We start from the raw sequence: 13,450 nt of genomic DNA on the forward strand, positions 1-13,450 counted from the left end.
GCGCCAAACCGGTGATATCCGCTAGCGAATAAGTGCCGGTCCAACCTTGCTGATATCCTCGACCATCACATAGCCGTTAAAGCTGTTTGGAATGTCCGCCAGCTGGTTGCCATGGGTCAGGCCGCGCGTGGATTCGCGGTCGTTCATTGGTCCGATAATCAGCGTGCGCGCGCCTACGGCTTCCATGCGAGCGGTGGTGCGGTTCGGCCAACCGGAGAATATCCACTGTTTGTCGAGGGGCACCACCAACGTGCCGTTCCTGCAGCTGTCAGGTGTGATCCCGAACCAGCCCATCCAGGCGTAATCCCGGGTACAGGCCTTGACGCCAGGTTTTGACCAGGCCCAGGTGCCGGGGATCAGGTCTTTCATTCGCTGCACCGGCGCCTCCGCACCGTAAAATCCATCGCCTTCGGCCAGAGCATCACGGCCTGCGGCTTTCAGGATGGCAAAGAGCTGATCGGCCTCATCGGGGTTGTTGTTTTTGAAATTGAACAGGAACGGCTTGAACGTTTCCGAAGCAATGGCTTGTTCGACAGTCGGGATCTTGCCTACACCCTTGCCGCGCAGAGGAAATGTCTTTCCGCCGTCGGACGAATATCCATAGCCGACATCCAGAGCCTGCAACTCTGCCAGCGTCAGGTCGCGTGTATTGCCTTTCCCATCCGTCCGGCAGTCAACGGTCCAGTCATGAAACAGCACCATTTTACCGTCTTTGGTCGGAGCGACATCAACCTCGACCATATCCGCTTTGGCGCCAACCGCTGCGCGGATGGAATGGATGGTATTTTCAAAAATCTCGCGTTCTTCCTGACCGGGAAGCATGCGGATGGCAGTGCAATCATCCCGGCCCACCCCGGCGGGGTCATAGATATGGTGGACACCGCGATGAGCGATCATCTTGACGCGCCCCTCCGGATCGGGTGCCCAGCGTGAACTGTTGAGCAACAGCACCATGACAATCACCATCCACAGACTGCCAATGCCCCACAACAGTTTTTTCTTCATGCAAGCATGTCCGCGGCCTTGGCGCAGTCTTTTTCCATCTGCACCTTGAGCGCGTCGAGATCATCGAATTTCTGTTCACCGCGCAGGAAGTGATGGAGTTCCACTTCAATGGTCTGACCATAAAGGTCTTCGGCAAAATCAAAAAAATAGGGCTCGAGCAATTCCTTGGGCGGATCGAAGGTCGGCCGGATGCCCAGATTGGCAGCGCCTTTGACAACGCGTCCATCCGGCAAACGGCCTTTGACAGCATAGATCCCGTATTTCGGACGCAGATAGTGGTCCATGTCGATATTGGCGGTGGGATAGCCGAGCTTGCGGCCATTTTTGTCGCCATGAACCACGGTGCCTTCAATCGCAAAAGGCCGCGTAAGCAAGCTGTTGGCAGTTTCGCAGTCACCTGCCTTCAATGCATCGCGGATGCGGCTGGACGAGATAACTTCACTGTCATCACTGACCGGGCCAACGGCTTTGGTCGACAGGCCAAGCGGTTCGCCCAACTCGCGCATGACGTCGACATTGCCGCCGCGGCCCTTGCCAAAGGTAAAATCCTCGCCGGTCACGATGCCCGCCGCGCCAAATCGCTCGACCAGCAACTTGCCGATAAAATCTTCTGCCGTTGTGCCGGCCAGCTCGGCTCCAAATTCAAACACCAGCATCGCACTGGCACCGGCCTCATCAAACAGCCGCTCGCGCTGATCCAGAGTGGTCAGGCGAAATGCCGGTGCATCGGGCTGAAAATGGCGCACCGGATGCGGGTCGAATGTCGCGATGATTTCGGGGCGGCCTTCGGCACGGGCCCAGTCAATTGCCACTTGTGCCACCGCCTGATGCCCCTTGTGAAAGCCGTCAAAATTGCCCAGTGCAATAATTGCACCGCGCAGGTCGCCTTCTATCCGGTCATTTCCGCTCAGTCGTGTCATGAAGGGCTATTGGCCAGATTTGTCCGGTTGATCAACCGCTTGTTTTGATTGTTCCGGGTCATCCTCCGCCGAATCAGCAAGTTGGCGCAGCGGGATCAATCCCTGTTTCAAAACCCGTATGGCGTTGCCGCCCATGACGGCACGGATTTCCGTTTCGCTCAAGCCCGCCTCCATCAATGCCTGTGTCACATGCACAATCCCGCTGGTGTCAAAGCGAGTGGTTACAGCGCCGTCGAAATCACTGCCCAGAGCAGCATGTTCGATACCAACGAGATCCCGCACATGAATGACCGCCTTGGCAACTGTTTCGGGATTGGTGTTGCACATGGCCCCATCCCAATAACCAAGCCCGATGATTCCGCCCGTTGCCGCGACTCCCTGAATTTCTTCATCCGTAAGATTGCGATTCACACCGCACACGGCCTGTACGCCGCCATGGCTCGATACGACCGGCCGGCGCGCCATTTTCAGGACCTCGGCGACCGTCGCATGGCTGGAATGCGCTATGTCCACAATCATCCCCATTTCTTCCATGTCGCGCACTATCTCACGTCCGAAGTCGGTCAGTCCGCCTTTTTTCTCGCCATGCATCGAGCCTGCCAGTTCGTTGTCAAAGAAATGGACCAGCCCGGCCATTCGCATGCCGGCGTTATAAAATTTCTCGAGATTTTCACGTTTGCCTTCCAGCGTTTGCAATCCTTCGGCAGAGAACAGCACGCCAATCGGCTTGTTGGTTCCGGAGCGGGCTTGCAGCAGGTCATCTACATTTTCGGGAACTTTGACAGCGGCCAGCGCTCCATCGGAATCCGCTACAGCGACGCGCAGTTTTTCGGCGTGCCACAATCCCCGTTCGAATATTGAAAACCAGGTGCGGGTGGGTTGCAATTGGGCGATAACCAATGTGGTGATATTGTCGGTTTCAGCGCTGTTGCTGTCGTAATTCTGCCCCTTTGGCGTTTTCGTCACGCTGGAAAATATTTGCAAGCCAACATTGCCCGCCTGCAGACGTTCCAGATCCATGTGACCATAATCAACGCTGTCGGTAATCTTGCGTTTCCACAATAGCGTATCGCTGTGAAGGTCGACGATCATCAGGCTGTCATGCAGTTTTTGAGCCTCTGCGGTGATTTCCGGCAAAGGCTCGCCGTCGATCATATTGGTCTGCTTCTCGAAAATGGCGGGCGAGAATATAAAAAATGCAGCTGCCGCGACGACCAGCAAAACCACAACAGAAATCAGGAATTTTTTCATGGCTTGTTCCGTGTGAGTGTGACGAATGAAAAGGGAGGCCGCGGCTCGTCGGCGACGTGGTGTTCGCGGAAAATTTCGGCAAAGTCCGACAGATCAAAATCGTCCAGTTTTGTATCCCCCTCTGCCTGTGCATGAACTTCGGTTATTTCGATCCGGTCCGCGAGCGGCAGAAACAGACGATAGATTTCTGCGCCACCTATGACAACAATATGCGGGGCGTTGGCGGTCCGAATGGCACTATCGAGATCATGTGCGACTTCGGCACTGTCGGCTTCCCATTTTTTGTCGCGAGTCAGCACGATATGCCGTCTCCCCGGCAGGATGCCCGGCAAGCTTTCAAATGTCTTGCGTCCCATGATCATGGGCTTGCCCTGGCTCAGGGATTTAAACCGGCGCAAATCGGCCGGAAGATGCCAGGGCAATGCCCCATCTTTGCCAATGACGTCGTTATCCGCCCGGGCCAGGATCAGGATGATTTCAGGATGGTCCATCAAAAGAACAATTTCGTCACATGGCCCATTTTTCGGCCCGGACGCGATGCGCCCTTGCCGTAGAGATGGAGGTGATTTTGACCATCGGCCAGAAGTGCCGGCCAGTTGTCAGCCTGTTTGCCGATCAGATTGTGCATCTCTACTCTTTTTGCCGCCAGACCTGTGTCCCCGAGCGGGAGTCCGCAAATCGCCCGAATGTGGTTTTCAAACTGGCTGGTTATGGCGCCTTCGATGGTCCAGTGCCCGCTATTGTGCACGCGCGGGGCCATTTCATTGAACACGGGTCCGTCGGCGGTTGCGAAAAACTCGCAGGTCAGCACGCCAACATAACTCATCGCGTCCGCCATTTTGGCCGCCAGTGCCTGGGCAGTCTCCTGCAGCGCCAGTATTTCAGGCGGGGCCGGGGCGGAAGATATCGCCAATATGCCGTTCTCATGGACATTCCATGGCGTGTCCCAAAATCGGATCTCTCCGTCTTGCGCCCGGACGAGAATGACCGAAAATTCATGATCAAACTCGACAAAGCCTTCTGCGACGCAAGGCTGCTGATCCACCATATCCCAATGCTGGCCGAGATCATCACCCGCCTTGATCCGCGCCTGGCCCTTGCCGTCATAGCCCATGCGTATGGTCTTCAATATGGCCGGCGTTCCCACCTCGTCAATTGCCTGTGCAAGCGTTTCGAGGTCGGTAACTTCAGCAAAAGGAGCGGTGCTTCCGCCCAATTCGCGTGCATAGTTTTTCTCCGCAATCCGGTTTTGCGCGATATCCAGAGCGCCGACCGGCGGGTGCAGCGGAGCGAGCTCCTCAATCTCATGCAGCGGATCGACCGGCACATTTTCAAATTCGAACGTGAGGACATCGCAGCTATCTGCAAAAGCAGTCAGCGCGGAGATGTCATTATTCTGCGCGCGCGTAAATTCTGCGGCGACTTCAGCGGCGACACTATCGGGATCCGGTGCATAAATATGGCAGCGATATCCGAGCTGTGCGGCGGCCATGCCGAGCATGCGGCCCAATTGTCCGCCGCCTAATATTCCGATGGTCGAGCCAGGAGGAAGCGGGGTCATGATTGCATTCTATTCCGGTTGATCAGCGACGGCTTCGCTTTGCGCTGCGCGCCAGGCATCAAGCCGCTCCGCAAGATCAGAATCTTGGTTCGCCAGTATTGCTGCAGCGAGCAAAGCTGCGTTTTTTGCGCCGGCTTCGCCAATCGCCAGCGTACCGACCGGAATGCCCGCGGGCATTTGCGCGATCGACAGCAGACTGTCCATCCCGCTCAACGCTTTGGACTGGATCGGCACGCCCAGCACCGGGACGCGTGTCATTGCGGCGACCATCCCTGGCAGATGCGCAGCACCTCCGGCCCCGGCGATGATCGCTTTCAATCCCCGCTCCGCCGCAGATTTTGCGTAGGCCACCATGCGATCCGGCGTTCTGTGCGCAGACACGATCCTGACTTCATGAGTCACATTCAGAGATTCGAGTATCTCGGATCCGAGACGCATCGTGGCCCAGTCGGACTGACTGCCCATGATGATCCCGATTTTCGGATTTGCTTCGTTCATATGCCTGCCTGAAAGTGTTCCGGAAGCAAATTTGTTTAGCCATGAATTGCAGCGGGTGCAATGCGCAATCATGCCCACTAATTGCGCTACCTGGCGGGTCGAATCAAATGATCAAACAAATGAAGATCAAATTGACAAAAGTAGACAGGACTTGCGTTACATTTTTTTGACTGTAGATGACCAAGAATAACAATAATACGTCGCGATATATATAAGTAAATAATGGTATCATCCAAAGGATACGCGTTGTGAGCGATGACAAGTCGCGCCATCAGGGCGCCATGAAAGAGTGTGAAAATTGCGAGGAATTGCAGAACGAGATTCGGCATCTTGAATCGCGCTTGCAAGAGATGGAACAGATGGCGCATCACGACGTCCTGACGGGGTTGCCCAACCGTCGTCATTTTATCAAAGCTCTGGAAAATCGGGTTACCCGGTGTTTGCGCTATGGAGACACCAGTGCACTGCTGTTTCTGGATGTGAATAATTTAAAGAAAATCAATGATGCGCATGGACATGGCGCCGGTGATTTGATTCTGGCCCACCTTGCCCAGCTTCTGCGCACTTACATCCGGCAATCGGATCTGGCTGCACGGATTGGCGGAGATGAATTCGCTATGCTGCTGGACAATCTCGACGCCGATCACGTGGAAAACAAGATTGCTTTTCTGCTGGAGCGGTTCGCCAGCGCACATGTCCAGCATGAGAGCGAGCAGATCCCGCTTCGCGTTGCGATCGGTTATTGTTTCGTCGGACCGCGAGACACGGTCACAGAATTGCTGTCGCGCGCCGATGCAGCGATGTATGCAACCAAGGGCGCGGACTAGCCGGGCAAATTATCTCTCGGACAGATAATAGCGCTCGATTTCAGCGAGGCTGTCGTCAAGCTCGTAGATGATCGGCTGACCGGTTGGTATCTCCAGTCCTGTGATTTCGTCATCCGAAATGTTTGAAAGATGCTTGACCAGCGCGCGCAGACTATTGCCGTGCGCAGATATCAACACGCATTTGTCATTCTGCAATTCTGTGGCAATCCGGCTTTTCCAATAAGGCAGAACCCGCGCGATCGTATCTTTCAGACTTTCTGTTGCAGGGACTTCTATTCCGGCATAGCGCGGATCGGACGTCATTTGATATTCGCTGTCCGCCGCCATGGGGGGAGGCGGCGTGTCAAAGCTGCGTCGCCAGATATGGACCTGTTCGTCGCCATGCTGATCCCGGGTTTCCTGCTTGTTGAGGCCGGTAAGTCCGCCATAGTGACGTTCATTAAGGCGATAGTTTTTTTCCACCGGAAGCCATAGCCGGTCCATTTCTTCCAAAGCGAGATTGAGGGTCTTGATCGCCCGGCTTTGCAAGCTGGTAAAACAAAGGTCTGGTCTGATGTTTTTTTCTTTCATCAGCCGGCCTGCAGCACGTGCTTCGTCAATGCCCTTGTCCGTCACATCGACATCCCACCAACCGGTGAAGCGATTTTCCAGATTCCACTGAGACTGTCCGTGACGAAGAAGAATGAGTTGGGGCATGATATGTCCTGTATAAGTGTTTCGAAGTTTCTCTAGCGATGATCGATCAGGCCGCCAAGAGAGAACTGTCAGGGCAGGATCCGGGTCAAGGTATAGAAGGCACCGAGCCCGCCGACCAGATAGAGCGCCGGGCGTTCCACCCATTTCATCTGATCGAGGGATGTTTTGTGCAGGCACCAGATGATAAGCAACAGCATCGCCACAAATATGATCTGACCGAGCTCAACGCCAAGATTGAACAGCAGCAATGCCAGAATCTCCGAGCCTGCCGGCAATCCGATTTCTGCGAGCGCACCTGCAAAGCCCAAGCCGTGGAGCAGCCCGAAGGCGAGCGAAATGAGCCAGGGTTTGCGGATCGTGATGCTGGTTTTGCCCTGATGCTTGCGCACAACCTCTACGGCAAGAAATAGAATCGAGAGGGCGATGAGCAATTCGACCGGGCCGCTGGGCAGGGTGAACAAACCCAGTGCAACTATTGCCAGTGTGATGCTGTGGCCCAGGGTGAATGCGGTAATGACCCAGAGCAACTGACGAACCGGAGTGAGCAGCAGCAATCCGAGAACGAAAAGCAAATGATCCCAACCGAACAGCATATGCTCTGCACCAATGCGCAAATATGTCGCCGCAGGAGAGCTTTGGGTCTGTTCGAGCTGGAACGAAGTACTGGCCGGACGAAGGATCTCTGTTCGCTGTGTGCCGTTCGGATAGTGAATCTGTACAAAAACATCCGTGAGCGTCTGATCCAGTCCCTCGATAGAGACTGCTCCCTTGTCGAGCACGCATTTCGTCGACCAGCTTTCCACTACAGCATTGCCGGACAGGATCTGCCGGGTTGTTTTTGCAACGGGGCACTGTTCGGGCAAGACGGGTCGCATTTTCAGTTTCCGGCCATCGAGTATGGGTTGTTTCCACTCAACCCGGACAAGGCCATCCGCCTGTTCCCGCAATGTCAAAGCTGCCGGACGAATCTCGTGCGCCTGAGCAGGGGGGTCCACAACAATCGTTGCGACCAGAAAAACGATCAGGAAAGCGCGAAGCGCAGTCAATTGTTTTCGCCCTCGACAATCACCGTATAACCGCTCACCAATTTCTGCACGGCGTCCTGTTTGGCAGCTGCCGCTTTCTGTTCGCGCCAGGCATCCGTCACCTGCAGTTTGATAGGTTCCAGTTCGGCCTCTGCAGCAGCATCCACGGTTTCAATCCGCACCAGGTGCAAGCCATAAGCGGAACCCAGCGGCGCGCTCCATTCATTGACGGGAAGCCGGAATATGCTTTCCGCGAATTCAGGTCCGAACAGGCGTGTCACTTCACTTTGCGGAACAGCGGCATAGCTGCGTTTCTGAATGAAAGGATCTCCCATCGCTTTCCAGTCGGCACCTGCCTTCATCTGATCCAGTGCGGTCCGCGCTACATTTTCAATGCGATCACCGTGCCGTTCGGGGCTGAAATAGACATGGCGGAAACTGCGACGTTCGCTGGCAGCGAATTGATCCCGGTTCTCGTCAAACCACAGCTTGAGTTCTGCATCCGTGGGGTCATCAATCAGGTTGTCGGCAATCAGAAAGTCCATTTTCTGGGCAAGGCGCCGGTGAATGATTATGTCATTGTCATCCAGTCCCAAGCGTTTTGCCTCCCGCATCAGCACTTCGTCCTGAACGAACTGGTCAATGATCATCTGCCGATCCTCACCAGTCGGCAGCCGGCCAGCGGTATTGGCCCACAGCTTCTCCAGACGTGCCAATTCTTCGCTGCTGACTTCTATGGTTCGCCCCTGTTCACCCTGCCATGTCGTCCAGAAATGATTGACGGCAATCAGCATCAGCCCGATCAGGATGAAATGCGCGACAGGATCACGGAATATTTTCACTGAAGTGCTTCCGTCAGATCAGGTCGTGGGAACGTACCAGATTGGCGAAGACCATGCGCGTTCCTGTATGGTCTTCTGCAATGCCGGATTGGGGGTGACCCCGGCGCGCAATGCGTCCCAGGTTGACCAGCGGCATACCGGATTTTCCAGCACGCGAACATAATAAGACGCCCGTTGACCGGCTTGAAATTCCGGATCGCGCCAGAATGTCTTCAGTTCCGGTGCCCCTTTGTCATCTGAAATCGAGCAGTCGGTCAAATCCACTTTCGCGCCATTGTCCGGGCAGCGGAAATTACTGTCTACCGCACCGCCATCGCTGCAGGCGACGTCGAAAACCTTTTCGTTCACCCTGCCGCCGCTGGTCCAGACTTTCACCACCTGAAGGCGTTGCAGCGGTGCGCTCATCGCATCGCGCATGGCCCAAATGATAAATCCGGGCGTTTCTCCCTTGCCGATCAGATCGCCGCCCATCGGCACACCGCCGGTATAGGCCTTGCGCACCATGTTCGGATCATCGAGCATCGTTTCATCAAAACCGAATCCACCAAAGAAGCGCAGCTTCATCCGGGTTCCGGTGGTGGCATAGGTTTCCTTGCGCCGCATCGCGTCAAAAATCGCCTCGCGCGTGTTTTCTTCGGCCCAGACGGCTGCATAGCCTGACGCGCCCCAGCGCGAGAACCAGTTGGCCGCGCGCGGATCAACCGTCACCCCGTCCCAGCTTTTCTTGCCGCCAGGGGGAATGGATCCGCGTGCTTCCGGTGTGCCATCCACAACGCCGATTTTCGACCAGAAATTTTTCTCGTCAAATGATCCGCCAACAACATGCGTGTCAGAAGAACCGATCAGTCCGAACTGGAAGGGATTGGCGTTGATGCTGTCCTGCAACAGCATTCCGTTGCCAAAAGCCTGCCGGACATAATCACCGGTTGCGGTTTTCGATTTGACTTCCGAAGACAGCAGATATTCGTAGATCCCGAAATCTGCCCATTCATCATTGGGCGACAGGGAAGGATGTGTTTCCGACGTGCCTTTGACCTGGGTGATCTCGACAATCGGTTCGTTCCGCATCCGCTTGTCCGCATAAGCCTTGGTCAGCGGTGCGCCCTTATAGGTTTCCATCTTGAACATTTCGCCGTCGGAAACATTGCTGTTGTGCGGGATGGATAGCACGTCATGACCTGCACTGCGCTGTTCGTCCATCCAGCTCCACAGGTCTTCGGGATTGGTTGAATCGACGGTTGCGAATGGCATGTCTGGCGCGCTGCTCCGGAATACGACATTGCGATGCAGATTTCCGCCGGCAAAGCCGCCATCTGCCCCCCGGGTGGTTCTGACCGCCGTATATTCATAGGCGGTGAATGTCGTGAACTTGCCGGGATCATTATATTTGTCCGCTGCGGCTATCGTCTGCTTCCAGACATCACCAACAATTTTGGGATCAAACACTCCCTCCATCTTGCGACCATCCCGCACGGCACCACCGATCAGTTGAAAGGCATTGATGATCTTGTCAGGATCGGTGCTGAACATATCCTTGGCAATGTCGAGCTTTGAAAGTTCAGTGCCCTCAGTATCCATTGCCGGAAGATGACCCAGATAGGCCGCATGGTCCGTCACAGCCATGAAGTCGAGCGCCGGACCTTCCAGTTTCAGATCATAGCCGGCCGGATGTCTGACCGTTTCACCCAGGCCAAATTTATAAGCGTCCTCCGGCGTCGCGCGCACGTTGAAAATATAGGCATCAAAGCTGTTGCGGGTGTGAATGTGGAGATCGCCAAAATAGACGTTGCGATCCGGATTGGCCTCTTCGCCGGCTGTTTCGCCTGGCGCCAAAGCGGCTGCACCCGATTTGTTTTCGTTGTCGCCAACTGCGCCGGAACAGCTTGCCATTAGTATGGCAGCGGTGGTGATTCCCATAAATTTGCGTATCATTTTTGCATCCCTCTCCTGATCACCGGATCAGTTTCTCCCCGAATTCGGGCGAAAATCAATTGTGCCATTTTTACAACGGCTTTGAGATATTCGTTATCAATTGCGCTTCGCAACTTGATTTAATGATCTGATTGCACGACTTGTGCAAGGGTTAGGGCCGCAAAAAAGACTATTTTCTCTCCCCTTTTATAGAGACAAATAGCGATGTGGCTCTCGTTCAACGGGAGAATATGAATATGAAAACCCTCAATAGAATAGTTATGGCTGCAATGTGCAGCACCGCAATGGCCACACCGGTTTTTGCACAAGATACCCAGGACCAGGGTGCGACAGAAACGATTGACGAAAATGTCATCATCGTGACCGCAACCCGCCGTGCCGCAGACGTTCAGGACATTCCTATCGCTGTGACCGCGGTTAGCCCTGCTCAACTCGAGCAACAGGGTGTCGTGAACGTTCAGAATATCGGTAGCGTATCCCCCAGCTTTTCGACATCCAACGCGCAGACAGCGTCGGGTACGGTGGTGCTGCGTATTCGCGGTGTCGGTACAACGTCCAACAATATTGGCTTTGAATCCGCTGTCGGTATTTTCGTAGATGGCGCTTACCAGTCACGCCCCGGTGTGGCACTTGGTGAATTTGTTGACGTGGAACGTGTCGAAGTATTGCGCGGCCCCCAGGGCACACTGTTTGGCCGGAATACTTCTGCCGGTGCGCTGAACATCACCAACAAGCGCCCCGATCTGAATGAATTCGGCGGTTTCGTAAACGCAACTTATGGCAATTTTGATCACATCAGTGTTCAGGGTGCCGTGAATGCGCCGATCATCGAAGATACGCTGGCTCTTCGCGTCACCGGTGCCTATCGCAAGCGCGATGGTTTTGTAACCGTCCTCGATGGCGCAGGAAATGACATTGGTCGTTCGAACGAGACTGATCAGTACCTGGTTCGTGCCCAGCTCGGTTTCGAAACCGAAGGTGGTATCAGCGGACGTCTGATTGCCGATTATTCCAAGAGCACTGCAAGTTGCTGTAGCGCCGTGGAAGTGTTGCGTTCGCCGGTTGAGTTAAACGGATCGTTTGCTGCCGTAGGCTTGGGAGCAAGGGGCGGTATGTCGGGTGTGAATGCAGCCGAAACGCCATTTGATACGGTTGCAGCACAGCAGGCTGTTGACGATCGCCTTTCGACCTTCAACTTCCCTTCCGATAACTCCAATGACCAATGGGGCATTTCGGCCGAAGTGGAAGTTCCGCTCGGCGACAATGCAGACATCATTTATATCGGTTCCTATCGCGAGTTCAGCGCTCAGGAATCCTATGACTCGGACTTTTCCGGTCTTGATGTTTTCAACGTTCTTCCCGGTGGAGGAACTTCCATTGACACCATGACGCACGAATTGCGGGTTCAAGGCGAGGCACTGGACGGTGCTCTCGACTGGCTGGTCGGTGCTTATTATTCCGATGAAGATATTTCCCAGACTGTGAATTTTGGCCTTGGTCAGGATTATGACGGTTTGGTCGGTGCTTTGTTTGGAGGCGCAGCTGGCCCGGCTCCACTGCAGCTATTTTCTGGCGGTGTTGATCCCGCGACTGTGCGCGCAACCAATGCCTACACACAGAGCAGCAAAAGCTGGTCGGTGTTTACGCATAATACGCTCGAAGTCGCTCAGGGTTTGAAACTGACATTGGGATTGCGCTATTCGGATGAAAGCAAAGATGGTGGCTTCACTCAGCCTTCCGTCAACAATGCGCTTTGCCCGGCGATCCTGAGCAATCTGCTTGGCGCCCCGCCAGCAGGTGCTCCCCCGGCTCCGCCTATCGGCACAGCTCTGGGAACCGGTTTGTTCGGAACGGGTTGTTTCGCATTTACCGCTCCTGCAGACCTTCCGCAGGCTGCCGTTGTTCCGCTGCCGCTCAGCTTCAACAGCAATTTTGAAGATGAAGAGCTGATCTATACCGGTAAAGTGAGCTATGAATTTGCATCACCGGTGACGGTCTATGCAAGCTTCACCCACGGCTACAAGTCAGGCGGGTTCAACCTCGATTCAACCGCCGCTGTCGGCGGCGCGGATCCGCGCTTCCTGTCGGAAGAAGTGGATGCGTATGAAGTTGGCCTGAAAGCGAAGTTCATCGACAATGCCGTGACATTGAACGTTGCTGGCTTCCACGAGGAGTTCTCGAACTTCCAGGTTCTGGAATTTACCGGCGCGCAGTTTACGACGTTTAACGTGCCGGTCGCGAAATCGACTGGTGTTGAACTGGAAACTGTCATCCGTCCGGACGACAATTTCACAATCAACGGCGGCCTGACTTACACGGATGCCAGATATCCCGGCAATTGTGCAGGTACTCAGACCTCTGCAAACGTTGTGAACCTGTGCGGCAATTCGCTGACCAATGCTCCGAAATGGGTAGGTATCATGGGCGCAACCTATGATCGCGACCTTGGCGACAGCCTGAAGTTCTTCGTAAACGGTCAAATCCGTATGGAAAGTGATCGCCGGACTTCAACGCAGGCCAGTTCTGTTCCATCCGCAGCCCAGATTGCGGCGGCCGGAAGCGTTCAGGCTGCAGCTGCGGCAACCGCATTGACGCCGTTTGATATTCAGGATGGTAACATCAAGATCAACATGCGCGCCGGTATCGGTGATATTGATGATGCGTGGGGTGTCGAAGCCTGGGTGACCAATCTCACCAACGAGATAACCCGCGGTGTTACATTTAACACGGTGCTTCGTTCTGGATCACGGTCTGCCTTTATTCAGGAACCACGCATGTTTGGCCTGACCTTGCGCGGCAAGTTCTAGGGCAATCAAAGATTTGGGGGCATTTCGTCACCACAAGGAGGGGCCGGATTTTCCGGCCCCTTTTTTTGTGACGGTTCACAAGCCGG

12 protein-coding genes are annotated in these 13,450 nt (G+C 54.8%); 2 read left to right on the forward strand and 10 right to left on the reverse strand.

What is annotated here, in order from left to right; translation table 11 throughout:
• Nucleotides 1–21: 21 nt before the first annotated feature.
• Genes ABJI30_RS06565 through purE form a run of 6 tightly spaced genes read right to left on the reverse strand, consistent with a single transcriptional unit; the run spans nucleotide 22 to nucleotide 5,235 of the window.
• Nucleotides 22–1,005, reverse strand: coding sequence for a glycerophosphodiester phosphodiesterase family protein (locus ABJI30_RS06565; RefSeq protein ID WP_348016384.1), 984 nt, complete (start codon nucleotides 1,003–1,005; stop codon nucleotides 22–24).
• Nucleotides 1,002–1,925 carry a bifunctional riboflavin kinase/FAD synthetase gene (locus ABJI30_RS06570; protein ID WP_348016385.1) on the reverse strand — a complete coding sequence of 308 codons (924 nt, stop codon included), beginning with the start codon at nucleotides 1,923–1,925 and terminating at the stop codon, nucleotides 1,002–1,004. The genes ABJI30_RS06565 and ABJI30_RS06570 overlap by 4 nt, the downstream gene beginning before the upstream one ends.
• Before the next feature lie 6 nt (nucleotides 1,926–1,931).
• The gene (locus ABJI30_RS06575; protein WP_348016386.1) at nucleotides 1,932–3,176 is read right to left on the reverse strand and encodes a dipeptidase; all 1,245 of its coding nucleotides are present in this window, start codon (nucleotides 3,174–3,176) and stop codon (nucleotides 1,932–1,934) included.
• Nucleotides 3,173–3,667: a dihydrofolate reductase gene (locus ABJI30_RS06580; RefSeq protein WP_348016387.1), complete on the reverse strand. Its 495-nt coding sequence runs from the start codon at nucleotides 3,665–3,667 to the stop codon at nucleotides 3,173–3,175. The genes ABJI30_RS06575 and ABJI30_RS06580 overlap by 4 nt, the downstream gene beginning before the upstream one ends.
• Nucleotides 3,667–4,737: a 5-(carboxyamino)imidazole ribonucleotide synthase gene (locus ABJI30_RS06585; RefSeq protein ID WP_348016388.1), complete on the reverse strand. Its 1,071-nt coding sequence runs from the start codon at nucleotides 4,735–4,737 to the stop codon at nucleotides 3,667–3,669. Before ABJI30_RS06585 ends, ABJI30_RS06580 begins: the two co-directional genes overlap by 1 nt.
• Nucleotides 4,738–4,746: 9 nt before the next feature.
• Nucleotides 4,747–5,235, reverse strand: a complete 489-nt coding sequence (purE, locus tag ABJI30_RS06590; protein WP_348016389.1) for a 5-(carboxyamino)imidazole ribonucleotide mutase — start codon at nucleotides 5,233–5,235, stop codon at nucleotides 4,747–4,749.
• A 248-nt stretch (nucleotides 5,236–5,483) separates the two neighbouring features.
• Here purE and ABJI30_RS06595 point away from each other — a divergent pair, with 248 nt between their 5' ends.
• Nucleotides 5,484–6,062 carry a GGDEF domain-containing protein gene (locus tag ABJI30_RS06595; protein ID WP_348016390.1) on the forward strand — a complete coding sequence of 193 codons (579 nt, stop codon included), beginning with the start codon at nucleotides 5,484–5,486 and terminating at the stop codon, nucleotides 6,060–6,062.
• A gap of 9 nt (nucleotides 6,063–6,071) precedes the next feature.
• Here ABJI30_RS06595 and gpmA read toward each other — a convergent pair whose 3' ends face one another.
• From gpmA to ABJI30_RS06615, 4 genes are all read right to left on the reverse strand, one after another.
• Nucleotides 6,072–6,758 (reverse strand): 2,3-diphosphoglycerate-dependent phosphoglycerate mutase, encoded by a 687-nt coding sequence (gene gpmA, locus ABJI30_RS06600; protein WP_348016391.1) that lies wholly within the window; start codon nucleotides 6,756–6,758, stop codon nucleotides 6,072–6,074.
• Nucleotides 6,759–6,826: 68 nt separating this feature from the next.
• The gene (locus ABJI30_RS06605) at nucleotides 6,827–7,804 is read right to left on the reverse strand and encodes a HupE/UreJ family protein (protein WP_348016392.1); all 978 of its coding nucleotides are present in this window, start codon (nucleotides 7,802–7,804) and stop codon (nucleotides 6,827–6,829) included.
• Entirely contained in the window at nucleotides 7,801–8,625 is an 825-nt protein-coding gene (locus ABJI30_RS06610; RefSeq protein WP_348016393.1) for a peptidylprolyl isomerase, read from the reverse strand. The genes ABJI30_RS06605 and ABJI30_RS06610 overlap by 4 nt, the downstream gene beginning before the upstream one ends.
• 18 nt (nucleotides 8,626–8,643) lie before the next feature.
• On the reverse strand, nucleotides 8,644–10,557 hold the full coding sequence (locus ABJI30_RS06615) for a DUF3604 domain-containing protein (RefSeq protein ID WP_348016394.1): 1,914 nt from the start codon (nucleotides 10,555–10,557) through the stop codon (nucleotides 8,644–8,646).
• Between the two features lie 236 nt (nucleotides 10,558–10,793).
• Between ABJI30_RS06615 and ABJI30_RS06620 the strand changes: the two genes are divergently transcribed.
• Entirely contained in the window at nucleotides 10,794–13,364 is a 2,571-nt protein-coding gene (locus tag ABJI30_RS06620) for a TonB-dependent receptor (RefSeq protein WP_348016395.1), read from the forward strand.
• Nucleotides 13,365–13,450: the final 86 nt, after the last annotated feature.

This window comes from Parasphingorhabdus sp. (genome assembly GCF_039968395.1).
In the GTDB taxonomy this organism is placed as follows: Bacteria; Pseudomonadota; Alphaproteobacteria; order Sphingomonadales; family Sphingomonadaceae; genus Parasphingorhabdus.